At 41.4% G+C, this 24,384-nt stretch carries 22 protein-coding genes; 10 read left to right on the top strand and 12 right to left on the bottom strand.

The window, feature by feature from the left end:
- Positions 1-85: 85 nt before the first annotated feature.
- The gene (locus Q4600_RS09030) at positions 86-1,528 is read right to left on the bottom strand and encodes a DEAD/DEAH box helicase (RefSeq protein WP_102526476.1); all 1,443 of its coding nucleotides are present in this window, start codon (positions 1,526-1,528) and stop codon (positions 86-88) included.
- A gap of 679 nt (positions 1,529-2,207) precedes the next feature.
- Here Q4600_RS09030 and Q4600_RS09025 point away from each other — a divergent pair.
- Positions 2,208-3,260 carry a DUF3626 domain-containing protein gene (locus Q4600_RS09025; protein ID WP_303515477.1) on the top strand — a complete coding sequence of 351 codons (1,053 nt, stop codon included), beginning with the start codon at positions 2,208-2,210 and terminating at the stop codon, positions 3,258-3,260.
- A gap of 116 nt (positions 3,261-3,376) precedes the next feature.
- Here Q4600_RS09025 and Q4600_RS09020 read toward each other — a convergent pair whose 3' ends face one another.
- Positions 3,377-4,258, bottom strand: a complete 882-nt coding sequence (locus Q4600_RS09020; RefSeq protein ID WP_303515474.1) for a sensor domain-containing diguanylate cyclase — start codon at positions 4,256-4,258, stop codon at positions 3,377-3,379.
- Between the two features lie 424 nt (positions 4,259-4,682).
- Between Q4600_RS09020 and cydD the strand changes: the two genes are divergently transcribed.
- Entirely contained in the window at positions 4,683-6,536 is a 1,854-nt protein-coding gene (cydD, locus tag Q4600_RS09015; protein ID WP_303515472.1) for a cysteine/glutathione ABC transporter permease/ATP-binding protein CydD, read from the top strand.
- Positions 6,536-8,314 carry a cysteine/glutathione ABC transporter ATP-binding protein/permease CydC gene (gene cydC / locus Q4600_RS09010; protein ID WP_303515469.1) on the top strand — a complete coding sequence of 593 codons (1,779 nt, stop codon included), beginning with the start codon at positions 6,536-6,538 and terminating at the stop codon, positions 8,312-8,314. The genes cydD and cydC overlap by 1 nt, the downstream gene beginning before the upstream one ends.
- Positions 8,315-8,467: 153 nt before the next feature.
- Here the strand turns inward: cydC and Q4600_RS09005 are convergent, their stop codons facing one another.
- Positions 8,468-9,052 (bottom strand): hypothetical protein, encoded by a 585-nt coding sequence (locus Q4600_RS09005; protein WP_303515466.1) that lies wholly within the window; start codon positions 9,050-9,052, stop codon positions 8,468-8,470.
- Between the two features lie 839 nt (positions 9,053-9,891).
- A complete protein-coding gene (locus Q4600_RS09000) occupies positions 9,892-10,146 on the bottom strand; it encodes a hypothetical protein (RefSeq protein ID WP_303524385.1) in 255 nt (84 codons plus the stop codon).
- A 331-nt stretch (positions 10,147-10,477) separates the two neighbouring features.
- Between Q4600_RS09000 and Q4600_RS08995 the strand changes: the two genes are divergently transcribed.
- Positions 10,478-12,598 (top strand): TonB-dependent receptor, encoded by a 2,121-nt coding sequence (locus Q4600_RS08995; RefSeq protein ID WP_303515701.1) that lies wholly within the window; start codon positions 10,478-10,480, stop codon positions 12,596-12,598.
- 22 nt (positions 12,599-12,620) lie between these two features.
- Positions 12,621-13,733: a PQQ-dependent sugar dehydrogenase gene (locus Q4600_RS08990; protein ID WP_303515459.1), complete on the top strand. Its 1,113-nt coding sequence runs from the start codon at positions 12,621-12,623 to the stop codon at positions 13,731-13,733.
- A gap of 237 nt (positions 13,734-13,970) precedes the next feature.
- Here Q4600_RS08990 and Q4600_RS08985 read toward each other — a convergent pair whose 3' ends face one another.
- From Q4600_RS08985 to Q4600_RS08970, 4 genes are all read right to left on the bottom strand, one after another.
- Positions 13,971-14,378, bottom strand: coding sequence for a GFA family protein (locus tag Q4600_RS08985; protein WP_303515456.1), 408 nt, complete (start codon positions 14,376-14,378; stop codon positions 13,971-13,973).
- Between the two features lie 178 nt (positions 14,379-14,556).
- Positions 14,557-14,685 (bottom strand): hypothetical protein, encoded by a 129-nt coding sequence (locus tag Q4600_RS08980; protein WP_303515454.1) that lies wholly within the window; start codon positions 14,683-14,685, stop codon positions 14,557-14,559.
- Positions 14,686-14,826: 141 nt separating this feature from the next.
- Positions 14,827-15,429: a hypothetical protein gene (locus Q4600_RS08975; protein ID WP_303515452.1), complete on the bottom strand. Its 603-nt coding sequence runs from the start codon at positions 15,427-15,429 to the stop codon at positions 14,827-14,829.
- Between the two features lie 941 nt (positions 15,430-16,370).
- Positions 16,371-17,096, bottom strand: coding sequence for a nucleoside-diphosphate sugar epimerase (locus Q4600_RS08970; protein WP_303515449.1), 726 nt, complete (start codon positions 17,094-17,096; stop codon positions 16,371-16,373).
- 148 nt (positions 17,097-17,244) lie between these two features.
- On the opposite strand from Q4600_RS08970, the gene Q4600_RS08965 reads away from it, so the two are divergent.
- Complete coding sequence (locus tag Q4600_RS08965) at positions 17,245-17,619, top strand: PH domain-containing protein (RefSeq protein ID WP_102528186.1); 375 nt, start codon at positions 17,245-17,247, stop codon at positions 17,617-17,619.
- Positions 17,620-17,744: 125 nt separating this feature from the next.
- Positions 17,745-17,918 carry a YbaM family protein gene (locus tag Q4600_RS08960; RefSeq protein WP_303515443.1) on the top strand — a complete coding sequence of 58 codons (174 nt, stop codon included), beginning with the start codon at positions 17,745-17,747 and terminating at the stop codon, positions 17,916-17,918.
- Positions 17,919-17,961: 43 nt separating this feature from the next.
- On the opposite strand, the gene Q4600_RS08955 is transcribed toward Q4600_RS08960, so the two are convergent.
- Positions 17,962-19,581 (bottom strand): methyl-accepting chemotaxis protein, encoded by a 1,620-nt coding sequence (locus Q4600_RS08955; RefSeq protein ID WP_303515442.1) that lies wholly within the window; start codon positions 19,579-19,581, stop codon positions 17,962-17,964.
- 504 nt (positions 19,582-20,085) lie between these two features.
- Here Q4600_RS08955 and Q4600_RS08950 point away from each other — a divergent pair.
- The 3 genes from Q4600_RS08950 to Q4600_RS08940 all read left to right on the top strand — a co-directional run bounded on the left by Q4600_RS08950 (position 20,086) and on the right by Q4600_RS08940 (position 22,559).
- Positions 20,086-20,757, top strand: coding sequence for a nitroreductase family protein (locus tag Q4600_RS08950; protein WP_102528188.1), 672 nt, complete (start codon positions 20,086-20,088; stop codon positions 20,755-20,757).
- 48 nt (positions 20,758-20,805) lie between these two features.
- Complete coding sequence (locus tag Q4600_RS08945) at positions 20,806-21,108, top strand: DUF1330 domain-containing protein (RefSeq protein ID WP_303515439.1); 303 nt, start codon at positions 20,806-20,808, stop codon at positions 21,106-21,108.
- Positions 21,109-21,497: 389 nt separating this feature from the next.
- The gene (locus tag Q4600_RS08940; RefSeq protein WP_303515437.1) at positions 21,498-22,559 is read left to right on the top strand and encodes a DnaJ domain-containing protein; all 1,062 of its coding nucleotides are present in this window, start codon (positions 21,498-21,500) and stop codon (positions 22,557-22,559) included.
- Positions 22,560-22,691: 132 nt separating this feature from the next.
- Here Q4600_RS08940 and Q4600_RS08935 read toward each other — a convergent pair whose 3' ends face one another.
- The 3 genes from Q4600_RS08935 to Q4600_RS08925 all read right to left on the bottom strand — a co-directional run bounded on the left by Q4600_RS08935 (position 22,692) and on the right by Q4600_RS08925 (position 24,357).
- On the bottom strand, positions 22,692-22,907 hold the full coding sequence (locus Q4600_RS08935; protein WP_303515434.1) for a TIGR02450 family Trp-rich protein: 216 nt from the start codon (positions 22,905-22,907) through the stop codon (positions 22,692-22,694).
- Positions 22,908-23,077: 170 nt separating this feature from the next.
- Complete coding sequence (locus Q4600_RS08930; RefSeq protein WP_303515431.1) at positions 23,078-23,671, bottom strand: HAD family hydrolase; 594 nt, start codon at positions 23,669-23,671, stop codon at positions 23,078-23,080.
- 56 nt (positions 23,672-23,727) lie between these two features.
- A complete protein-coding gene (locus tag Q4600_RS08925; RefSeq protein WP_303515428.1) occupies positions 23,728-24,357 on the bottom strand; it encodes a CIA30 family protein in 630 nt (209 codons plus the stop codon).
- Between the last annotated feature and the right edge of the window lie 27 nt (positions 24,358-24,384).

Raw genomic sequence — 24,384 nt, 5'->3', positions numbered from 1 at the left:
CATGAAAGCTTGGCTTTCATGCCTTTAAATCATTAACTATTTGCTGAAAATCGAGCTAAGTTAACGCTAAATCAGTGAGTCGCTATTAACGTCTCGCATTCGCGTAAGGATCAACCTTGCCTTGTGAACTTGAGTTGTCAGTGCGGCCTTGGCGACGATTTTGTGGTTTTTTATTACCATCTGATTGAGCATTTTCAGCTTCTGCACGAGCGCGGGCGCGTTGACGTTGGCTTGGCTTATCTGAATTGCCTTTCGGCGCTGGACGCTGGCCCTGTTTAGTGCTTTGGCCTTGTTTTTGTCCATCAGCTTGATTGGCGTGCTTACGACGATTCGGGTTTGGCTTTTTATGATTAGCCGCGCGATGACCGCCTTTTAAGCTTGCTTCTGGTAAGTCATGACATGCTTCATAGCCTTCGATGACTTTACGCTCGACAGTGCGCTTAATCAGTCTTTCGATGTCATGTAATAACTTCACTTCTTCATCGCTAACTAAAGAGACTGCTAAACCTGTTGCACCAGCGCGGCCAGTACGGCCGATACGATGCACATAATCTTCAGGGACATTAGGTAAGTCAAAGTTAACGACAAAAGGCAATTGGTCGATATCAATACCACGGGCAGCGATATCGGTAGCAACCATGACTTGTGCCTTACCCGCTTTGAAATCAGCTAAGGCTTTAGTACGCGCACCTTGGCTTTTATTACCGTGAATAGCCACTGCATTGATGCCGTCAGCATCTAAGTTTTTCGCTAAGCGGTTAGCGCCATGTTTGGTGCGAGAAAATACCAACACTTGATGCCAGTTATTTTCTTTAATTAGCTTAGTTAAGATACGCGCTTTACGGCTCTTATCTACGGCATAAACACTTTGTTCAACCGTGTTAGCAGTCGCATTACGTGGCGTAACTGAAATCTCAACTGGATTATTCACTAAGCCTTTTGCAAGTTCACGGATTTCATCCGAAAACGTTGCTGAGAACATTAGGTTTTGGCGTTGTTTTGGCAACATAGCCAAGACTTTCTTAATATCGCGAATAAAGCCCATGTCTAACATGCGATCGGCTTCATCTAAGATTAAGACTTCAAGTTGGCTGAAGCTTAATGCTTTTTGTTGGCATAAATCTAATAAGCGCCCTGGGGTCGCCACTAGAATATCAACGCCATTTCTTAGGGTGGTAATTTGTGGATTAATTGATACGCCACCAAATACAACCGCAGATTTAAGCGGTAAGTTTGCGCCGTAAGTCGACACGCTTTCAGCAACTTGTGCTGCTAGCTCACGTGTTGGTGTTAATACTAAAGCACGAACTTGGCCACGCTTAGCGCGCTGACCTTTTGAGAGTAGTTCTAATAATGGCAGGGTAAAACCTGCTGTTTTGCCTGTACCCGTTTGGGCTGCGGCCATTACGTCTTTGCCTTCTAGGACGGCAGGAATAGCTTGTTCTTGGATTGCTGAAGGGGTGTCATACCCTTGTTTTTCAACAGCTTTTAAAATTGCTGCGCTTAAGCCTAGTGAGGCAAAACTCATAGAATGATCTCTTTGGGCAACGTATACGTTGCTATGACTGAATAGGGGGCCACGAAATGGCGGGCGTGAAGCTTACCTGAAACACTGCTAGAGCGCCATCTAATCGCTTAAATATTCTTCTTTAATGGCCGTTACTAGTGGAATATAAGCCATATGCAATGGGCTTATTTCATCAGTATCTAGGGCCTGTTGTTCTTTGCTGGTTAAGTTTTGTTCGAAATAAAAGCGTTGTAATCGAGGCGGATGAGTTGATGCCTAGTCATCTAAGCAAAATGCATCCAACAAAGAGTAAAACGCTTTTAGTCGAACCCTTTGGGCAGCGTTTGTTGGTCATTTTTACTGCGTTATCGACTTTTTATGTAGAATAACTACACCACAAAGTCTCTGTCTTGCGCCCTTGATGCATAGAATGGCCAACAACTCGCTGCAAAAACAACCTTGAAAGATCAACAGGCCCTAGGGATTAGTTATTTGAGGTTTTGTTCTGCAAAGAATGGTGAGTGCGGTATTTCAACATCTTGATGAGGGTTAACCGCATAGATAGATGAATTAGTTTTAATCTTTTGTGCTAAATCCGTGTATTTTACATACAATGAAATACAAGCACTTAGCTGTATTTTACCCAGCAAGTCGTTAGATATTGGATAGTGTTAATCACAGATGCAAAGGAGGGCAGGTTATGAATCGAAAGTCAGCAGCGCAAATCCATATCGAGCATAGCGTTGCCTGTTTGCGTGAGCACTCAAGTGCGGTAATTAAAAATGTCCTGTTAATGTCTAATATTGATACTGCTGCGGTTCATAAGGCTATGCAAGCCTTGCATCAACATGGCCGAGTGGCCTTGCATTTTCACCCCGATCGTATTGATAGCCGTGGATTATCAGTCGCAGCTGGGTTACTTAAGGACGGTTTTTATAAAAGCCAGTTTGAAACTCATATCTCAAATGGGCAATTGTCACCGGAATTAGGTGGCCCAAGAGACCACTGGGAAAACCAACTTTTTGGTCATAGTTACTCAGGAGTTAAACTACGCCCTAAGTATGGTGCATTAGATCTTGGTCTATGCCCAACGGGGCCGGCACCTCGATTTGGCAGTTGTTACTTTCTTACCCACACTCAAGTACTTTCGCGCTGTACATTCAGTTATATGGATTCCTATCGCTTACCTAAAGAAAAAGGCACGTTAAGTTGCTTTGAGGTGATATTGGCCGCGTTACTCAGCGAGTGTTTTGAGCGCCAATATGCTTTAGGAGTGAAAGAGATTAAGCCTGCGGATATGGTTAATCATCTGTGGCAGCAATTACCTCAAGGTGTGAGAGCGCGTTTCGACATGCCTGCTTTATCTAATCTTGATCATTATATTGAAGCGCAAATTCATGGTGAAGTCTCGTTAGAGCATGATATTGGCTATCTTGTTGCTGATCCAAGCTATAAAGATACAGATATAGGTGAGCTGATGCAGTCAATGTGCCACGAGTATGATATTGAACTGTTGTGGCATCAAGGCTATCAGCTTGATGTGGAGCAGGTGCCTGATGACTTTCGAGGGGCGACAATGCCAGAACTTGCCAAGGTGATTGCTAGAGACAAGCAAATAAATGCAGATATTATTGGCAGAGCTGCACAGGTGCTTACTGAAAAACCAGTGCCTTGGAGTCAAAGAGCTAAGCAGGCTCAGCAAGTACAACAGCTTAAGCTGATGTGGCATGTATTAGTTAAATTTGGCGTTTAATGGCAAATTCAAATCGATAGCTAAATAAAGCCCATTCATGACTATTTACCTCACTTTTTCAACTAACTTTTCAGCTAACTTTTCAACTGCCTTTTACACCGAATAAACTATCAAGCTTAGCCAAATCGATAAGTAGCTCCGCCCTGGCGCTTTGATTTATACATCGCAAAATCTGCTGTTTTGATTAAGGTATCAAAGTCGTCACCGGAATCAGGAAAGGTCGCAATACCAATACTGCAATTAAGCAAAACGGGTTGAGCGTTTATTGTAAACGGCTTGTCTAATGCACTGATTAAGATATCAGCCATGCGCGAGATGTCATTATTGTCAGTAATGTCCTCCAGTAATAATACAAACTCATCCCCGCCAATTCTGGCTAAAGTATCCGACTCTCTGACGACTTTATGCAGTCTGGTTACCGCTTCAATTAGAACAGAATCCCCTTGGCAATGCCCATAGGTATCATTGATGTTCTTGAAATCATCTAAATCCATATAGAACAAGCTGAACTTAGTGTTCATACGTTTGCAGCGTTCGATGGTTTGTTTAACTCTGTCCATTAACAAATAGCGATTGGGTATTTGCGTCAGCTGGTCATAGCAGGCGAGATTTAATACTCGTTGGGCATCTTCAACACGTTTAGTGATGTCTCGGTTAATCCCTAAAGCACCAATAAATTGCTGCTCGTCATCAAACAATGGCACACACATCGACTCTACCCAGCCGATAGTGCCGTCTTTATGTAAAAAGCGTATTTCGCCCGTCCATTTGCCATGTTGTTCAACCGAGGAAATGACCAACTCAGTGATAGAGGCACTGTCTTCGGGGACATGTAAAATACTCACTGATTGGCCGAGTATTTCATCTTTACTGTAGCCATAAAGTTGTTGTGAACCGCAGTTCCAGTCAATGATAATACCTGTGGTATCAGTGACTACAACCGAGTCAAATAAGTAGTTGAATGCTTGTGCTCTGTGGGCTGAAAGATTAACGTCCATTTTTTAATTACCTTCTTCATCCTATTAGAAAGTGCAATCGTATAATTTATCGTGATTGTCATTTACGCTAAGTAAGCTGATATGGCTATTGCTTAGTTAATCGCTTTCTTGCATGTAAGCATTGAGTGAGAAACTTTATTGATTAAAACTATAATCAAAAGAAACATAAAGTTCTGTGCTTTTAAGAACGTTAATACTCACTATCAAATAGAAATATTGATTCAATTTGATGAACAAATATTTACCTTTCTTTTACTGTCCTGCTGATGACTATCGCGTAGAATTATAGTTCATCATTAACACAGTGTTTATTAGCAATGTGTGAATCAGTTAACACTTCTCTATAAGCGGCTGTTATCGAAGCTGTTAGCTTGCGATACTGCGGCAATTTTCCTCATTTAGTGCGATCATTTTCAGGAATGTAATGGATAAAACCTTAGAAAAATCTCTCGGCCAGTGGCTTAAACAACAGAAGTCATCTTGCGGCATATTCTTGAAACTCACCATTTTTACCGGTGCACTTAACGGTGTGGCGATTGTCGTGCAAGCATATTTGTTGGCACATATCTTACACGGCGTGATTATGCTCGAATTAGCCATGGCGAGCTTTAGCAGTCAATTTATCGGGTTAATTGCACTGATTATTGTGCGAGCAGGGCTAGCTTATGCACGTGAGCGATTAAGCTTTGAAGCGGGTAAACGACTACGAAGTGACATTCGTGAAGCTGTGTTGAACAAACTCACCGATTTAGGCCCTGCGTTTATCAAAGGAAAGCCAGCGGGAGCATGGGCGAGCATCGTGCTTGAGCAGGTTGAAGACTTACATGATTTTTATGCTAAGTACTTACCACAAATGATGCTAGCGGGTTTTATTCCGTTGATTATTTTGGTGTCAGTATTTCCGCTTAACTGGGCAGCTGGACTGATTCTATTTGCCACAGCGCCGCTGATCCCAATGTTTATGATTTTAGTTGGTATGGGCGCGGCTGATGCCAACCGTAAAAACTTCAGTGCATTATCAAGATTAAGTGGCCACTTTATGGACCGCTTAAAAGGCTTAAGTACACTTAAATTATTTCACCGTGGTGAGACTGAAGTGAACAAAATTGAGACGGCCTCAGAAGACTTTAGGCAAAGAACCATGTCGGTGCTGAGAATGGCATTTTTAAGCTCGGCGGTATTAGAGTTTTTTGCTGCATTATCCATTGCTGTGCTGGCGGTGTACTTTGGTTTTAGCTATTTAGACCACCTAAACTTCGGCCATTATGGCGCTGGAATCACCTTATTTACCGGTCTATTTATTCTGATTTTAGCCCCTGAATTCTTTCAACCACTTCGAGACTTAGGCACCCATTACCACGCCAAAGCGCAAGCCATTGGCGCAGCAGAGGCGTTAGTTGAATTACTAGAGCATCCAAACCCTTTAAAGCAGGTCGACGGTAAGTTCAGTGAACAAACCGCGCAACAGCATGAGGTTTCGTTAGATAACATTGCCATTTCAGCAACAGAGCTCGAAGTGCTGACATTGGAAGGAACCGCTTTACTTGGGCCGATTTCTTTTGAGGTGCAAGCGGGGCAAAAAGTCGCGGTGGTTGGCCCAAGCGGCGCGGGTAAAACCAGTTTACTCAATGCATTATTAGGTTTTCTACCCTACAAAGGCTCGCTCAAAATCAATGGTGTTGAGTTAAGTGTGCTGGATAAAAAACAGTGGCGTGAACACTTAGCTTGGCTTGGGCAAGACCCTCAATTATTCCATGGCAGTATTCGTGAAAACGTCTGCTTAGCTAATCCTGAATTAACTGATGCACAAGTGATGGCCTTACTTGAACAAGCCAACATTGCCGAATTTGTTAATCAACACCCCCAAGGCTTAGATACTGTCATTAGCGATCAAGCAGCAGGCGTCTCTGTTGGCCAAGCTCAACGTATCGCGCTTGCCCGTGCTATCGCACAACCTGCGAGCTTATTCTTACTCGATGAGCCTACAGCAAGCCTTGATAGTCACAGTGAAAAACTCGTGTCAGCATCACTTAAACAAGCGATGCAGCAACAGACCTGTGTGATGGTGACGCATCGTCTCGATCAATTACAAAGTATGGATAACATTCTGGTGATTGAAGCAGGGCGTATTGTGCAGCAAGGTGATTATGCTTTACTGAGCACTCAAACGGGTTTGTTTAAAAACATGCAACAACAAGATGATGACGGTTTATCACTGTATATTGATGAGCAAGAGCCAACAAAGGCCGATGAACAAACTCAAAGGGAGGATGTGTAATGCAACTATTACTGCCCTTCATTAAGTTATTTAAACGTCAGTGGTTAATGATGTCAGTTGGCTTATTGCTAACCTGCACAACGATCATTGCTGGCATTGGTTTATTATCTCTTTCGGGTTGGTTTTTATCAGCCACAGCCATTGCTGGTTTAACAGCAGCAACCGCCTTAGCGTTTAACTTTTTTACCCCAGCAGGTGGCGTACGCTTTTTATCTATCGCAAGAACAGCAAGCCGTTATGGTGAGCGGTTAGCGACCCATGAAGCCACGTTTAAGCTGTTAACAGAGCTTCGAGTTTGGTCGTGGAAAAAGTTATTGCCGTTAAGTGCCAGTAACCTGCAAGGCCTTAGACAAGGCGACATGCTCAATCGGTTAGTGGCCGATATTGATACGCTGGATCATCTCTATTTACGTTTATTAGTGCCAATGGCAGCCTCATTACTGACCGTTGTTGCCCTTTATGCATTCTTGTCTTGGTTTGACGCATCACTGGCATTAAGCCTGTGTGCTTTGTTAATTGCTGCATGGCTGATTTTACCGCTCGTATTTTATCGCTTAGGTAGAAAACCGGGTGAAGCGGTGGTAGACAGTAAACGCCGTTTTCGAGTGTTGATCTTAGATGTTATCCAAGGTCAGGCAGAGCTGACATTATTTTCAGCAAATGATCGCTACCGCCAAAAGCTACGTGAAGCTGAGTTATCACTCTTTACCAGTCAAACCGCGATGGCGCATGTGACCGGTTTAAGCCAGGCATTATTGATCATGGTCAATGGCGCCGCAGTTGTGATGATGATGTATTTTGCAGGTCATGGCGTGGGTGACAGTGTGCCACCAGGCCCGCTAATGGCAATGATGGTATTTGCCACTATGGCCACCATTGAAATGATGATGCCAATCTCTGGAGCATTCCAGCATTTATCAGGTTGTGTGTTAGCGGCAAAACGTATTTCAGAAGTCACCGAGCAAACGCCTGATGTCGTATTTGGTCAAGAAACTCAGCTTGAGCGTACCGAGATTAACCTCAGCAATATTCACTTCGGTTATCAGGCTGACTCGCAGGTATTAACGGGGTTGAATTTAGATTTACCTCAGGGCAGTAAAGTCGCGCTATTAGGTGCAACAGGCTGTGGTAAATCGAGCTTATTAAGCTTAATCACCCGAGAATGGCAACCTCAGCAAGGTCAAATAACCCTAGGTGGCCGTGATATCAGTGAGTTTGATGAAGCGACATTACGTCGCTCAATGACCGTTGTTAGCCAACGTATTCATTTATTCGCTGGCACAGTACGTGACAATTTGGCCATTGCTTTGCCATACGTTGAAGGACAAAAAAGACGCGCCAATGACGAGCGCTTAACAGCAGTGTTAAAGCAAGTCGGATTAGAGGTGCTTCTTAGTTCAAAAACCACCACAGATCGCGGTGAAGATGTTGGTCTAGACAGCTGGATAGGTGAAGGCGGACGTCAGCTATCAGGTGGCGAGCAGCGCCGAATCGGTGTTGCCAGAGCCTTATTACGTGATGCGCCAATCTTGTTATTAGATGAGCCAACGGAAGGATTAGATAAGCGCACAGAACGTGAAATCTTACGTTTATTATTTACCTTAGCAAAAGGTAAAACCATGTTAATGATAAGCCATCGTTTAACCGCCATGGCCGAAATGGATTGTATTCATATGATTCATAACGGACAAATCACTGACAGTGGCAACCATCAACAGCTAATGGCTGACAGTGCAGATTACCAAAGTCTGTACAAGCATTTAGGTAAAGAAGTTTAATCGAACGGTTATCGCTAGAGAGGACTGTTATCGTTTGAAAGGAATTGGAAAACACTTTTGAAACGATAATGGCAACAAAAAAACGCTAATCGACTTGGAATTAAACCAAGCGATTAGCGTTTTCAGTTTTAGCTCAAGTTGAGGTGGTTGTGTTCAAAAAGGCAAATTAGACAATAGTTTAACTTCAATATCACTGCCCGCAGCATAAGGAATCTTTGAATAAATTATTGTATGATTATCATAACTACTTAAATGCTCATAATCAAAAAGTTTGCCCATTAAACTGATGTCAGTTGTTATAACAAAATTATTCGTTTTTTCGCGTGAAACATCGTAAAAATACTCATACATAGAACCATGCATTATCTGGCTTCCTTTGATGACAAATAATTCTTTAACAATTGAAGGGTTATTATTTTCATCTAAAGCCAATAATTGAGGTAAAAAGAAAGTAGACTTACTCGGACCTAAATTAGGGTGCACAATAATAGAAATAAACTTCTCAGAAGTTTTTACTTTATAGCCACTGATATACATTTTACCATCGTGGTTATTAATGCATTGGCTATCTTTACTTCCTATTTCGTCTTTTAGGGTAGAATCCACATTAATATTTTTATAACTTACCTGAGAAAAATCATTTATACAGTTTGTCGTTTTACTTAAATTACTTTGGTAATCGGTAATCGTACAACCAGATAAAATTACGCAAAAATAAATTAATATTGGTAGTTTCAACGATAGACTCCTTTGAATTACAATTAATTAGTTGGATTAGAGTAAACTTTACAAGGGAGTTTGATGGCACATGTTATTAAATGGCTTTTTCTTCCGTAAATGGTGTACTCGATGATTGTTTCGAGGCTACCCAACTCTGTCCTTAAGTGGATTTACTTTAATACAAAGCATGCAATTAATTCAATGTTTTTACTCAGATTTTTATTGGCTAGGTCATCTTGGAGTAGCTCAAAGTCGTGGCGCTTCGCCCACCCCAGACTAAAAGGGAGTGAACTGCGACTCCCTCTTAGAACACCCCGCAGCTCCGGCGAAATTTAAACAGCAAAATTTCCAACGGAGAATTATCCAGCTTTAGCCTTTGTTTGTAGGCTGCTTCAGTAAGCTACAAAAATCACTAACGCTTACGATGGGGCGTCCCTTCCCCTCGAAAGCTAGCCAGACATCCATGTCTGGACTCACGCGATTTTTTTGCTTACCTCAATTCAAATTGAACATTCAAAAAAGATCAAAGCATAATAAATACAAACAATTTCCTAAAAATTATAAACAACAAGCGAACTTGCAGGCTCAATGTTCCCCATTGAAATTGCTGAAATGCGTTGAAGAAAATAGCGTAAGCCTGACAGGACGTCAGGCTAGCTTTAGTTGGCCATGGATGGCCTTTCTAAAGCGTTAGCTATTTTCGAATAAGCGTGAGGCTTGCTCGCTGTTAAGAGCAATTTCGTAGGGGCGGCAAGGGATGTCGAGAAGGGAAATGCTGTTGTTTCCCTTTCGTCTGGGGTGGGCGAAGCGCCACGACGTTTATTTTTTCAAATGATAACTAAAAGTTAGGACAAACCTCAGTTAACCAGTCGATGCATATCTTTGTTATCAATAATCCTAACTATTACATTATCGAGCTTATTGTCGTTAACGAACTCTTTATCCTGTATTGCAACAGCTAACATATTGTCTGCCACAAGCTTGCCAGTAATGGGTTTGTACTTGGCTAAAGGGAGGAGGCTTAACTTCTTCTGCACTTGGCCTTTTACTCGATTGTAAAACACAGTCGATTTCTCATTGGCATCTAAGGCAGTGACCACAAATAATTTCACCCCAGTCTGGCTTTGATACTCAATCGCGAGCTTGGTAAAGTCGATGACAGAAAATAATCATGGGTGTCTTAATTATTTACCATAACAACCTAAAATTGCATCACTGGTGTCAGCATTATAGATCTCGATGAAGTCTTCACTTTTATCACACTCCTCACCAGTCAAACAAATCTACTAAATTAGGTCAAAGTAACCAAATTAAGCTAAACACTTTTATTTACCCAGGCATCACAGCCAAATACACTGTTACATTATTAGCTATTGAACTCAGCCTTAACCTCTGCATAATGCATGGTTAAATATACTTTATCAATGAGTTACCTAAGTGTTAATGTGGATATCGCCAGTTAGATCAGACGCGCGACACCTTTGCTGTTTTTACATCGTTTTTGCACTAAGCATTTTTTTAGCACCAACCATAGTTTTCGCTGATGCAAACTTCGACAGACAGACTCAGCAAATAGATGAAAAAATTACCGTGTTTGGTAAAACATTACCCTATTACGCCACTAAACAACCAAGGGCGTACAGTTACCTTGATCAACCCCAGCTCAATCTGATTGCAGCACCGTTAACACTGAGCGAGTATCTCAACTCGCTGCCAAGTGTCTACCTGCAAGCCAGTCAAAACTTCTCTCAAGATGAGCGTATTTCAATTCGTGGCTTTGGGGCGCAATCAAGTTTTGGTATTCGTGGCATTCAGATTTTGGTCGACGATGTACCGCACACTCTACCTGACGGTCAAAGTCAGTTAGACGGTCTCGAGTTACAGAACCTAGCCAGTATCGAAGTGTTACGCGGCCCGGCGTCTGCGCTTTATGGTAACAGCGCTGGTGGTGTGATTAAGATAAATACCCAAGTCCCAGATGACGACAAACTAGCACTTAAACTCACTAAAGGCTCGTTTGATACCGAGCAAGCGTATTTATACGCCAATAAACATTATGACACCGTCAATTTTGGCGTTAGCCTTAGCCATACCCAGAAACAGGGTTATCGTGATCACAGTGAATATGAAAAAAGTGCCATTAATGGCCATCTAGATTGGCAAGTATTACCGCAATGGTTATTGCGCGTTAACAGCCAATATATTGATAGTCCAATCGCTGAGGATGCCGGCGGTTTAACTCGCGAGCAAGCTGATAGTGAGCCGACAGCAGCCCGCGATCGCAATGTCAGTTTTCAAGCCGGTGAAGAAGTAAAACAACAAAAACATACCTTGGCCAGTCGCTATCAATTTGATGATAGCAGCCAGCTTAACGCGCAGTTTTATTACTTCGATAAAGATTTTAATAACCGCCTACCGTTTAGCGCAGGCGGCCAAGTTGAACTGGCTAGGCAGTTTTACGGCACCAATGTGCAATACGCCACACACAACTGGTTAACCCATTATCAAACTCAAGTGCTGCTAGGTGCCAACCTGCAATACCAAGATGATAAACGCCGCCGCTATGACAACCTAGATGGCGGCATTCGCGGTGACTTGGCACTATCGCAACAGGAGTTGATTGACTCAAGTGCACTGTACGCCCAATTATCAGCCCAGCCCAGTGACAAATGGCTTATCGATTTAGGCTTACGCTATGAGCACAACCGCGTTGAGGTAAAAGATCAATACTTAGTAGATGGCGACCAGTCAGGTGAGCGTAACTGGGACAACAGCAGTGCCAATCTTGGCAGCAGTTATCAGCTCACAGACGATAACCTACTGTACGCAACGATTAGCCAATCGTTTCAAATCCCCACCACTACGGAGCTAGCCAATCCGAACAAGGACGATATCACAGCTAATGGTGGATTTGGTGGCGGCTTTAACCCAGATTTAGACGTAGAGACGGCAATAAACTATGAAATCGGCTTAAGGGGCGAGTTAACGGCTGCACACAGTTATGATTTGGCGCTGTTTTATATCGACATTAGCGATGCTATCAGCCCTTACTTTAAAGACGATAGCCTGGATGAAATCACTTACTATCGCAATGCGGGGGCGGCCGCACGTCAAGGGATTGAGGTGAGCAGTCAGCATCAATTCGGCAGTCATTTTTCATGGAAAAACCAATATAGTTACTCAGACTTTAGTTACGATAGCTATACCACCCCACAAGGTGACTACAGTGGAAAAATTCAGCCAGGTACCCCACGCCACAAAGGTGCCAGCCAGTTGCTGTATCAAAATGATAACGACCTTTCAATCAATCTGGAACTACTCTATGTTGGAGACAGGTACACCAACAATAGTAATACCGAGACGGCTGATAGCTATTGGCTGACCAATGCGGGAGTCAGCCAAGTACTTGATTTTGAACCGCTGGCAATGTCGTTATCACTAACGGTCAATAACCTATTTAATCAATATTATGACGACAATATAAGAATTAATGCCTTTGGTGGGCGCTACTATGAGCCCGGCCCTGAAAGGCTATTTATGTTTACCCTTGCAGCCACACTATAACGATAATTGAGGATACACAATCATGTTTAAAGTACTTATTAGTGCTTGTGCCTATTTGGCCTTAAGCCTGCCGGTACTCGCCGCCCCCTATGAACTTGAACCGATTAACGAGCAGATCACCATTCCGTGGGGTATCACTCAATTACCAGACAATGCCTTATTGGTCACGGACCGCCAAGGTCAGCTTCATCACATCGATGCAAGCGGAAAGTCGACCTCGGTAAGCGGTTTACCTAATATTGTCGCCGAGCGTCAAGGTGGCTTGCTTGATGTGGTATTGCACCCACAATATGAAAAAACACCGTGGATCTATATCAGCTATAGTGCAGGCACTGAAGATGCTTCTAATACCGCTATATTGCGCGCTAAACTGGATAAGCAAGGCGATAACATGGCATTGACTCACAGCCAAATCCTCTACATGGCTGATGCCTATGCCAGTAAATCAGTACATTTTGGTAGCCGCATTGCGTTTGATACCCAAGGGCTGCTGTATTTTTCTATTGGCGATCGCGGTATGCGCGATGTTAATCCACAAGATATCAGCCGCGATTCAGGTAAAATTTACCGCCTTAATGATGACGGCAGCGTGCCGAAAGACAACCCTTTTGTTGATAAAGAAGGCGCAAAATCCGCCATCTATAGCTACGGCCACCGTAACCCACAAGGTATGGCGTTAAACCCACATACATCGGCAATATGGGCCCACGAACACGGCCCTAAAGGTGGTGACGAGCTTAATATTATTGAAAAAGGCGCCAACTATGGTTGGCCAGTGATCAGCTATGGGGTGAATTACAGTGGCACCAGCTTTACTGATTTGACCGAAAAAGCCGGTATGCAGCAACCCATCACCTACTGGGTGCCGTCTATTGCACCTTCAGCTATGGTGTTTGTCACAAGTGAGCGTTACCCAGAACTGGCTAAACAGCTATTAATGGGTTCATTAAAGTTTGCCAAACTCATTAGTGTTAGCCTTGATGGTGATAAAGTCACCGGCCAACAAGATCTATTGGAAAATCTTGGTCGAGTGCGCAGCTTACATCAGGGCCAAGATGGCTATTTGTATATCGGCATTGATGGTCGAGGGGTGTTTAAAATCAACCCGCTTAAAGACAGTGACAAAAGTGAGTAACCATCAACAGCTAATGGCTGAAAGTGTTGATTACCAAAGATTATATAAGCATTTAGGTAAAGAAACTTAATCGAACGGCTATCGCTAGAAAAGGGTTGGAAAACACTTTTGAAACGATAATGGCAACTAAAAAACGCTAATCGACTTGAGATTAAACCAAGCGATTAGCGTTTTTGTTTAAGCTTTAAATTTAGGTGGCAGCGAGATTTAAAATAATTATAGGTGTCTTAATTATTTCTACGTTCGCCCAACTTCATGCTTTTCACTACGTGATAACTCAGCATCCAAGTCATCCCAGTTAGCTTTTGAAGTAACAAAGTTATGAGAAATAGGCCGTTCTGATATATCGGTATCCAAGATACCTAAACGAAGGCGAAACCTTTTCGGAGATTGAGAATTGGAACTATAGATTGGACTTCCGCAAGTTTTACAAAAATACTTACGTTTGCCTTCACTGCTCTCATAGAAATTAAGAGTATTATCGTTATCAATTAACTTTAAGTCTTCAGCGTCAATGAAACCATTGGTGGCATAAGCACTTCCGCTAGCCTTACGGCACAAAGAACAGTGGCAATGAATAATATCGGTAACTCCACCATTCAATGACAACTGGATTGAGCCACACAAACAACTTCCTTTATACATTTACACTCCTTAGCTAAAGCTTTGCCTATTCGCCTATTTGGTTGTTATTTTCCATTTACTCACCTGGTCCTAGGCCACTATCTTGAGGGCCAGAACCAAACTCTCTATGTTGTTTAGCCTCTTGCTCTAATGAACGATTGAATAACCATAATCCGAACGCCGCTAAAAACGGAATTAGTCACACGATTAATATTTGCGCTTTTTTTTGGAATTTATTAAGACCTTCAACTTTGGATATATAAATAGAAACCGCAATATTTATCACTAATGCAGCAATAAGAATATAATGCCAAACTTCAAATTGCATAGGTGCCTCCATGGCATATAACGCCACCTACAGCGGCAGATTTGTTGTTGCTGTTTTTGTGTAATAATGGAGAAGCCATGCACAAAACCAGCGAAGGCAAGTCTGTCCAAGGGGCGTAGCTACTGATACTGCTTGGCCTTGTTAGATTTCTTTGGTCTCAACAACAAGCTCTTGATCTTTGTTATCTTTAACAAAGTTAACAAGCTCTTCCATTTTATCAACTGGGTCTAAAATACCCATTTGATTAAAAAACTCATGCCAAATATCCACTTCATCAATTTTTGTAATGAAGTTTTCAACTGAGCTTTGGCTTATTACCTGAGTGCACGGAATAAACTTATCAAAGCCATGTGAATTTAAATATACTAACTCTGAACCTGTGTTAGGATTGAAAAGCTTGTAACTACAAACTTTGTACTCTTTTTCACTAATACTATCAACATACTCAAGTTCACTCATATTAATATTAGGGGGATATTCATCATCATGATCTGTTGTCAAATGGACTTTATCTCCTCCACATTGTGTTAAGAAGTACTTAAAATTGTCTAATTGATAAGTAATTAGTCCTATTGAAGACAATGCATCATAGATCCAACCGAATGTACCTCCTTTACGATCACTATCTCGTACATAATCGAGCTTTATTTCTAAACTAGGAACAAGCCCAACATACCCATAACTTCCCATTGTGGGCCCTACTAGATTTATTCTTTCCGCGATACAACTCACAACCACACTCATTTTTTTCTCTCCTGTATGTAATCTAACGCCGCAATAAGCGGACTAAAATAGTGGGTTATAATGTAGAACGACGCGAAGCGTAACTCACTGTTTTAGTTGTATTTAATTGCCTTGTTAGCATTTGCATTTAATGAACAGATTTGGGACATCGTCAAATCCCCAGATGATAGAACCGAAAATATATTAGTTAGGTCAGGGTAAACTTTACGAGGGAGTTGTCTGCACATCTTATTAAGTGGCTTTTTCTTCCCTAAATGGTGTACTCGATGATTGTATTCGAGGCTACCCAACTCAGTCCTTAAGTGGATTTACCTTAATACAAACCATGTTCTTAATTCAATGTTTTACTTAGTTTTTATTGGCTAGTTAATTTTGAATCATCTCTTCAATCTAATCCATTGCCTGCCGCAGGCTTTTGTGCAGATACAACAGCGAGACGCTGCAAGTACATCCATGTAAGCTCTGCCAAAACATTCATGTTTTGGAAGCTCGCTGCTGCATCTACACTGGGATTATTGTCTCTTCGATTTGACCGTGTTCGTGACAATTTAAAGAGCTGAAAGCTCAAGTTGTATAGGTGTTTTGATATTCTAAGAATGCACAATTTGAATTGAGGTCATCGAGAAAAGGCAGTGAGCTTGGCATGGATGCCAAGCTAGCTTTCGTTAGGCCATGGACGGCCTATCGGAAGCGTTAGGGCTTTTCGACAATGACCGAAGACGGCAAAAATGAAGTTTAAAGCTGGATCATTCTCCGTTGGAAATTTTGCTGTTTAAATTTCGCCGGAGCTGCGGGGTGTTCTAAGAGGGAGTCGCAGTTCACTCCCTTTTAGTCTGGTGTGGGCGAAGCGCCACGACGTTGATTTAGACCTTGATTTAGACGTTTATTTAGACCTTGATTTAGATATTTTTAAAAATTTGAAACAAAATTTGAAACAAACCTCAATTAACCAATCGATGCATCTGTTTATTATCAATAATCCTAACCATTACATTATCGAGCTTACGGTCGTTATCTAAATCAGCATCAGTTACTAACTCATAGTCTTGTATAGCAACAGCCAGCATATTGTCAGCCACAAGCTTGCCGGCAATGGGTTTGTACTTGGCTAAAGGGCCGATAAATATCCCTGAGGCAATAGCAAAAAACTTCTGGCCTATATCTTCTAAGGTTCGCTGACTGGCTCGCTCTCCTAATAATAAGCTTGGCTGAAATATGTAGAGTTTGGATAAGGGGAGGAGGCTTAAATCCTTCTGCACTTGGCCTTTTACTCGATTGTAAAACACAGTCGATTTCTCATTGGCATCTAAGGCTGTTACCACAAATAATTTCACCCCAGTTTGGCTTTGATACTCAATCGCAAGCTTGGCAAAGTCGATGACGGCGGTGTGGTCAACCTTGATAAAATTTTCCTGACTACCTGCCTGTTTAATGGTGGTGCCAAGACAGCAAAAAGCGTGGTCAATACTGACAGGTAAGTTTAACTCGGTAAGCTGCTGTAACTGAGTTTCGACAAAGATAAGCTTTTCAATTCCTGCTGTTTCTGCCGCAAGTTCAGGCGCTCTTCTACCTATGGCCAACACGGTTTGATAGCGAGCATCTGCCAATAAATTTAACAATAAGTAATGGCCGATTAAGCCGGTTGCGCCAATGATAGCAGCATTCATAATTAGCCTTGGTGATCTGGTTTACAGTGTCGTTAGAATACTTTAACAGCTTTTTGCTTGTTAATTGGGTGTAGATGCCGCACTATTTTATCCACTTTTTTATTCATTTAATATCTTAAGAATAAAGGCTATAACCAAGGAGAATGTGATGGGATTTTTTGATGCAATATTAGGTAACTCTTCAGAAATGGATTTAGGTGAGTTACAGCAAGAGCTGTCACCAATTCTAGCCGACAATGAATCAGTACAAATGGGTTATAAACTGATCCGCGATATGTTTGTCTTTACTGATAAGCGTTTAATCTTGATTGATAAGCAGGGCATGACAGGAAAAAAGGTGAGTTATCATTCAATTGCTTATAAATCGATGACCCATTTTATTGTTGAAACTGCAGGTACTTTCGATATGGATGCTGAGCTTAAAATATTTATCTCAGGGACAGAACAACCTATTGTTAAAGAGTTAAAGAAAGGCACTGATGTGATTGGTATTCAAAAAGCGATTGCTAACTTTTCACTATAACTTATGAATTAACTTATGCAGTAACTCATGCTGTAATTCTTGCTTTGACTAACGGCTGTTTTCATTAACCGTCGTTTGGTTAAATTGACTGTTTTACCCGCTATTTGTATTGGAACGCACCATAGATGACAACAGAAAATCAGCCACAATCACCATTGAATGATGCGCCTAAATCGGTGCAACTTGCGGTCGATTTAATTCAATTGCTTGAAGAAAATAATATCGATACGCAAACCGCGATCGAAGCGCTACAAATCACATTAAATGACTTTAAAAGAAAGCAGCAACAGGGCGTGTAAATTAGCCTGTATTGCTGCTTTATCTGTTACTCACTTAAGACGATTAAATCGTGAATTTAGCAATGTTTGTATCAACTTGCTCTGACAGTAATTTCACATTTTCACTTTCATGGCTGGTTTGCTCACTTGCTTGACCTGTTTCCAGTGAAATATTACTGATATTGACCATGGCGCGAGCTACTTCATCAGAAACCGCTGATTGCTCAGTCGTTGCCGAAGAGATTTGTTCAGTCATTTGGTTAATGTTGTCCACATGCTGTACCACTAATTTTAAGTTTTGGTCTGTTCTAGCCGCTGCCTCTATGGTTTGATCAGTGGCTTCTTTACCTGCATTCATGCTGCTGGCTGCACTTTGAGCTAAGTGTTGTAGGGTCTCAATGATTTTGCTGATTTCCACAGTCGAGTTTTGAGTACTATGGGCTAAGCTTCTCACTTCATCAGCAACCACTGCAAAACCACGACCAGCTTCACCAGCTCGAGCGGCTTCTATCGCCGCGTTTAAGGCGAGTAAATTGGTTTGATCTGAAATGCTGGTAATCACATTGAGGACCTGTGCAATTTCTGCGGATCCCTGCTTAAGCTCATCGACAACCGCGCTGGCTTCATCAATTCTATGGGAGGTGTTATTTATTAATGTGATGGTATCTGTAACCATATCGCTGGCACCATTAATCATATCGCTGGCTTCTGCAGTGGCACTTGCAGCGTTAAGGGTATTGCCTTCAACCTCTTTGATTGTCGCAGACATTTGCTCAATGGCACTGACTACGGTTTGAATTTCACCCGTTTGTTCTGAAACACTGCGATTGGTTTGTGCAGCAATCACTGATAGCCCTTCAGATGCACTCGACAGAGTTTTGGATGAGACATTTAAGCTATCGAGTAGCAGATGAAACTGGCTTAACATTGCATTGATTGATCTACTTAGCTGACCCAACTCATCATGATCATTGTCGACCACAATACGTTGTGTCATATCACCAGCTTCAGCTTTTAGCATCACCACCTGTATGTGATTAATCGGTCCCGTAATCGCTTTAATAATGAAAAAAGAAATACTCAGCAAAATAACCAAAATGACACCGATAACTAACACCATAGTCATCATTGCTTTGTGGGCAGTTTCATTAATATCACTGATATAAATACCCGTTCCCACCACTAAATCCCATGGCTGAAACATTAATGAATAAGATAACTTGGGTTCAGGCTTACCATTGGCAACGCGTTTAAAGTCATATTCAACAAAGCCGCGATTATCACGATTTCGGGTGCCATCCAAAATCTCTTGATACAGATATCCGCCATCATTGTCTTGGACATGGGCGATATTAACCGCTACTTTTGCGCCTTTTTGGGATGCGCGAAGGATCATGTCGGAAGTGAATGCGAAGAAATAACCGTTATGACCATAACTGAGGTTTTGTAGGGTAAGGTAAAAGTCTTGCTTTGCCTCATCAACTGCAAGCTCCCCGTTTTGCACTTTTTGATAAACCGATTTAAGAAGACTTTCTACCGATTCGACTTGTACTTGTAGTTGGACCTTTTTGGCTTCGAGCATTTTCTGCTCGACTAAATCGATACCTTTATATCCAACAGCTATAATGGCGAATAATGAAATGAAGACGAAGAAACTGATCTTATGCTTGATGGTAAAATTCATGTAAACCTTTAATTTTTATTATCGTGTTTTATTTGAATCTGCTTAACGGTTCTGTACTTGGTAACTTCCATATTAAATAATGTGTTATTTTTTGCGTTTCAAATAATAAAGTTAGTTATGATTGCGTTACTGGCGTAAGTTTTTTATTTGCCAACTTAAGTAAAAGGGTTGCTGATTATGCCCAAGAGGTTGCAGCATTAAAATTAAAATGATCGCTAGCTAAGGAGTTCGAACCATTGTGCTGGTCGGATGTGTATTGAGAGCATTTTTGACTTTTAATAGTTGAGTTTTCAGTTGTAAATATACAATGTAAGGTGGTGGTTTATGCATCACAGGCCGCAGTCTGCTTGCTTTGTAGCCATATGGTTAAGCCTTTACACTCTATAGAACTTTAGCGGCTACTTGCTCATGGAGCATATAACGATTGTTAACGGACGATAAATTGATAACTCGATAATTAGAACAAGACTCTAACCGTGCGAACTAAAATAATAAGGACTAGATATGACCGAAGCTCACCTGCCATTAACTGACTTTATCGAATATTCTCAAGCTGAGATGCTAGAACGTGCCAAGCAAAATTATCAGGATGTCAAAAGACGTCATTCTATTCGTAAATTTTCAGAGCGTGCTGTACCGCAAGAAATTATCGAGCAATGTATTTTGGCCGCTGGCACTGCGCCCAATGGGGCTAACCATCAACCTTGGCATTTTGTCGCGATAAGCGATGCTGATGTAAAAGCTCAGATCCGTGAGCAAGCAGAAGCCATTGAACAAGCTTTTTATGCGGGGCGTGGTGGTGAAGAATGGTTAGATAATTTAAAACCATTGGGCACCAATGCTGAAAAACCTTACCTTGAAAAAGCCCCTTGGTTGATTGCTGTTTTTACTAAAAAGCGCAGCGAAGATAATGGTGAGCAAAAGCAGAATTATTATGTTCATGAGTCAGTGGGAATTGCGACAGGTTTTTTACTGCAAGCGCTGCATAACGCAGGCCTAGGTACACTTACCCATACACCTAAACCTATGTCTTTTTTAAGCAAGGTTTGTGGCCGTGATAGTGATAACGAACGCCCATACATGCTGATTATTGCGGGTTACCCTGATGAGGCCGCCACAGTGCCTGAACATGCATTACAGAAGAAATCGTTAGCAGAAATCAGTGATTTTATTTAACTGGCAGCGTTAGTGTTAACACACTGAATATTAGCAAGTGAGGTAGCAATGGGCTTTCAACGAATGATGGCTTTGCATGTTCATGATGAACTTGAATATCAGGCTTATCGCGATGCCATGCTGCCAATCTTGCACTTTTACGGTGGTGACTTTGGTTATGATTTTGCAGTATCTGAGGTACTAAAGTCTAAAACCAATTCTCAGATTAATCGAGTGTTCACCATTGATTTTCCTTCAGAAGAGGTGATGAATGCGTTTTTTAGTGATGAGTCCTATTTGTCTGTAAAACAACGCCACTTTAATGCTTCTGTGACAAGTTCGACGGTTATTGGCTTACATGAAACTGATTAATAACAATTGAGCGCCAAGAGCTTGTTGTAAAAGCTTCTTATAAAAGCTTCTTATAAAAGCTTCTTATAAAAGCTTCATCTTATAAAACGCTGGCTGAAAGTTATCGTTTTAATCAGTGGCTGTATTTTCTTACCTATCTTATGTCCTCAATAATCATTTGCCTCATTATTAACTTTCATTAATGTACTGTTTTAAAAACCTAATTTAAGGTCTAGTTAAGGCTTTTTATGGCTGTTTGTTGCTATAGTCCACATATGGAATAACGGCTATTCCATATGTAATGTTTATTTGAATTATGATGTTGTCTGAGCGACTTATCTTGCTTCAAAAGGTCGTTGTTGTAATCAATTTTAAAAAGCATTAGCTGTATGAGGAAGGGCCAAGCATTAATGGAAAATTTATATCATAGCTTAGGGATTAATCAAGATGCTGATCATGATGCGATAACTGATGCGTATGAAAGCTTGTATCTTTTTTATCACTCAGCTGAGTATCAAAGTAAATTCGCAGATATTGATATAAAACTTGCCAATATTGCCGTTTCTTATGAGATTTTAAAATGTGCTACAAAGCGTAAATCCTATGACGACATGTGGCAACTTTATCTGGCAGAGAAATCTTTAGCGGCCTTAGTCGATATTCCTGATATGAGTTATGAATTTGAAGTAGATTCAGTGGTGATGGAACACTGGAGGGAAGTGACAAACAAATACCCTCAGTTGAATGAGTTATACGAGAGTTTAGCTTGTCTATCGACCGTTCTGGCATATTCTTTCAAAGCGTACATTTTAGATAGTCAGCGCTATGAAGAAAGTGAACGTTTAGCCTACATTATGTGTGCCCAATACATACAAAAATTTTTTGGTGAAGACCAAAATATTAAACCGTTAGCAGAAGGGTTATTAGCAGCGACTTCGCCATCGGATTCAGTGACTACTGATGAGTTGTTTGATGCACAAGGCATCGAAGTTAATTTTCAAACGGTTGCGAATACGGAAACTGAAATTATTCTTTTATCTGAGCCTGTAACTCAAATGTCAGCCCAATCAAAAGCTGAGTTGAAAAAGCTAGCCAGAACCAAAGCTAAAAAGAAGCTTAAAGCGAGATTAATGGCCAAATCTAAAGGTATGACTAAGCCAACATCTACAGCCGAGCATTTAGCTAAAAAACAAACTCAAGCCCAAACTCAAGTGCTATCCATTATTACACCAAAAATAGCTGCGCCTTTTGAAGCTAATCAGCCACAGTTAACCGAAGAAAGCGATCCTAAAAATGAGCAAGAGTTAGGAATGAGCGCGAATAAAAATAGCCATTTTGATACGACACAAAGCCATATGGAACGCTTGCTTGCAAGTGAATCTCGTCAGCTTCGCCATTCCACTAAAAAGGCGACAGCAAAAGGGAGTTTGATTTTGTTTGGTTTGTTCTTAGTTTCAAGCCTTGCCGCCTAAAACCTCAAGCCTTGCCGCCTAAAACCTCAAGCCTTGTGGCCTAAAACATCAAGTATTACGGCCTAAAACCTCTAGCATTTTCGACTGACATATCAAGATTTCTGCCGGAAATACCCAGGCGTTAGCAATGCTTTATTTCCAACCTTGGCGCCAAAGCTGAGTGTCTTTTAGGTTACGCCAATTAATAGTAAATTCTTCAGCATTCATTTCTGCACGAATAATACATTCTAGTACGTTTCCATCTTCATCATAAGTCACTTTTATCACTGAAAAGTGCTTCAATTTATTGGTGACATGCACTTTAGTCCACTTACTGTGTAACAGCTTTTTAGGGTGTAATGGATTCATTGTTTTCTCATCAGTAGGAAAAAGGCAAAGGGTTGCTGACTGAGTTGAAAGATACGTTGCAGCTTATGGCTTGGTTCACCTGAAGGTGGTTTTACCTGAGAAAGCGTGCCAGGTATGCCAATAACTAAAGCTAAAACTAAAGCTATAACTAAAATCGTAATAGGGCGAGTTTAGCGTTGATTATTCGCTTCTAATGCTGTTTGTAGCTCTTTTAAATCACTGACAATAAAGTCCGCTTGGTCTTGGTATTCTGCGTGTTGGTTGTGATTGATAAACACTGATTGCATCCCCGCATTTTTCGCCGCTTGGATATCATATAAATAATCGCCTACATAGATAAGCTGACTGACAGGAATATCCCACTGTTTGGCAATGGCAAGTAACGCATCTGGTGCGGGTTTAGCAGGGTAACATTCACGGGTTAACACTAATTCCATGGCAATGTTATTTTGCGACAGTTTAGTTGCTGTTGCGGTTTTACTATTTCGGGTCACGATGGCTGTAGGCAGTGACAGTTGTTGCAAACTGGCCAATAACGCATGCATATGAGGCAGCGCCTTGGCATTCATTGCATCAAGAGCTTCGTGCTCAATAATGATTTGATGGGCTTGTTGCTGAGCATCTATTGATGGCATGTCTTCGATAAAGTCGAGAACGTCAGTATCAAATGGGCAGTTTAACTGTTGCTTAATTTTACCAAAGTCTAATTCTGACTCAACTAAAGTGCCGTCTAGGTCGAATATTACGCCTTTAATATGGGTCATTGTTTTCATTTGGGGGCCAGTTGTCTTGCCGTGATAGGGTAAAGATTATCTGATATTTAATCAGTAAACGTCATAGTATCGAGCATCAGAGAAAAGTCTCCCTGTTGTTTATTGGCAATCAGTAGGCCGACTCGGTCGATATCTTCAAATAGTAATTCAGGTGCGTTGACGTTTCTACCACGAAATTGCGAATTAAAATCATCAGCTGTAAACCTGTGTTCAGTGCGCTGACCTGCAATGGTATCAAAGTGAGCCACATAAGCTTCACCAAAGGAAAGTTTCGGTGTCTTTAAACGTAATTGGTAGCGTTTTCCGTCACCGATTACAGTTAATTTTACGGCGTTGGTTCGCGGAATTATCGCGAGTAAACGATACTCCATTGATGCAAAACCACCATTGTTGGCAAGTGAAACATTGCCGCTAAAAACGGGCTTGTCTTGGCGTTTATCGCGGTTAATTTCACTTGATGAGATGCCGCCCATTACCGTGTCATTACTGATTTTGGCTGCTTGAAGTTGCTGTTGGGAGTTAAATTGTATTTCCATAGCACTCACTGAAGGTTGAAAAAATACGATGGAGCTTATAAAAAGACTGCATAAACACAGGTTTTTCAATAGTACGCCTATTACTACTGAAGTATACCGCTGTAATAACTGATGCATATTGGCGAGTGAATTTTTCATCATTTATTTTCCTCATAAAAAAGCGACTTA

The organism is Shewanella sp. 2_MG-2023 (genome assembly GCF_030548905.1).
GTDB lineage: Bacteria > Pseudomonadota > Gammaproteobacteria > Enterobacterales > Shewanellaceae > Shewanella > Shewanella electrodiphila.
This window is presented reverse-complemented; position numbering and strand designations above follow the sequence as displayed.

Excerpts from the sequence above, each read along its gene's own strand:
- Q4600_RS08940 (WP_303515437.1), top strand. The coding sequence starts at position 21,498 with ATGGAAAATTTATATCATAGCTTAGGGATTAATCAAGATGCTGATCAT.
- Q4600_RS08950 (WP_102528188.1), top strand. The coding sequence starts at position 20,086 with ATGACCGAAGCTCACCTGCCATTAACTGACTTTATCGAATATTCTCAA.
- Q4600_RS08970 (WP_303515449.1), bottom strand. The coding sequence starts at position 17,096 with ATGAATGCTGCTATCATTGGCGCAACCGGCTTAATCGGCCATTACTTA.
- Q4600_RS08935 (WP_303515434.1), bottom strand. The coding sequence starts at position 22,907 with ATGAATCCATTACACCCTAAAAAGCTGTTACACAGTAAGTGGACTAAA.
- cydC (WP_303515469.1), top strand. The coding sequence starts at position 6,536 with ATGCAACTATTACTGCCCTTCATTAAGTTATTTAAACGTCAGTGGTTA.
- Q4600_RS08975 (WP_303515452.1), bottom strand. The coding sequence starts at position 15,429 with ATGAGTGTGGTTGTGAGTTGTATCGCGGAAAGAATAAATCTAGTAGGG.
- cydD (WP_303515472.1), top strand. The coding sequence starts at position 4,683 with ATGGATAAAACCTTAGAAAAATCTCTCGGCCAGTGGCTTAAACAACAG.
- Q4600_RS08930 (WP_303515431.1), bottom strand. The coding sequence starts at position 23,671 with ATGACCCATATTAAAGGCGTAATATTCGACCTAGACGGCACTTTAGTT.
- Q4600_RS08965 (WP_102528186.1), top strand. The coding sequence starts at position 17,245 with ATGGGATTTTTTGATGCAATATTAGGTAACTCTTCAGAAATGGATTTA.
- Q4600_RS09030 (WP_102526476.1), bottom strand. The coding sequence starts at position 1,528 with ATGAGTTTTGCCTCACTAGGCTTAAGCGCAGCAATTTTAAAAGCTGTT.
- Q4600_RS09020 (WP_303515474.1), bottom strand. The coding sequence starts at position 4,258 with ATGGACGTTAATCTTTCAGCCCACAGAGCACAAGCATTCAACTACTTA.
- Q4600_RS08955 (WP_303515442.1), bottom strand. The coding sequence starts at position 19,581 with ATGAATTTTACCATCAAGCATAAGATCAGTTTCTTCGTCTTCATTTCA.
- Q4600_RS08995 (WP_303515701.1), top strand. The coding sequence starts at position 10,478 with ATGTGGATATCGCCAGTTAGATCAGACGCGCGACACCTTTGCTGTTTT.
- Q4600_RS08990 (WP_303515459.1), top strand. The coding sequence starts at position 12,621 with ATGTTTAAAGTACTTATTAGTGCTTGTGCCTATTTGGCCTTAAGCCTG.
- Q4600_RS08925 (WP_303515428.1), bottom strand. The coding sequence starts at position 24,357 with ATGATGAAAAATTCACTCGCCAATATGCATCAGTTATTACAGCGGTAT.
- Q4600_RS08945 (WP_303515439.1), top strand. The coding sequence starts at position 20,806 with ATGGGCTTTCAACGAATGATGGCTTTGCATGTTCATGATGAACTTGAA.
- Q4600_RS09025 (WP_303515477.1), top strand. The coding sequence starts at position 2,208 with ATGAATCGAAAGTCAGCAGCGCAAATCCATATCGAGCATAGCGTTGCC.
- Q4600_RS08960 (WP_303515443.1), top strand. The coding sequence starts at position 17,745 with ATGACAACAGAAAATCAGCCACAATCACCATTGAATGATGCGCCTAAA.
- Q4600_RS08980 (WP_303515454.1), bottom strand. The coding sequence starts at position 14,685 with ATGCAATTTGAAGTTTGGCATTATATTCTTATTGCTGCATTAGTGATA.
- Q4600_RS08985 (WP_303515456.1), bottom strand. The coding sequence starts at position 14,378 with ATGTATAAAGGAAGTTGTTTGTGTGGCTCAATCCAGTTGTCATTGAAT.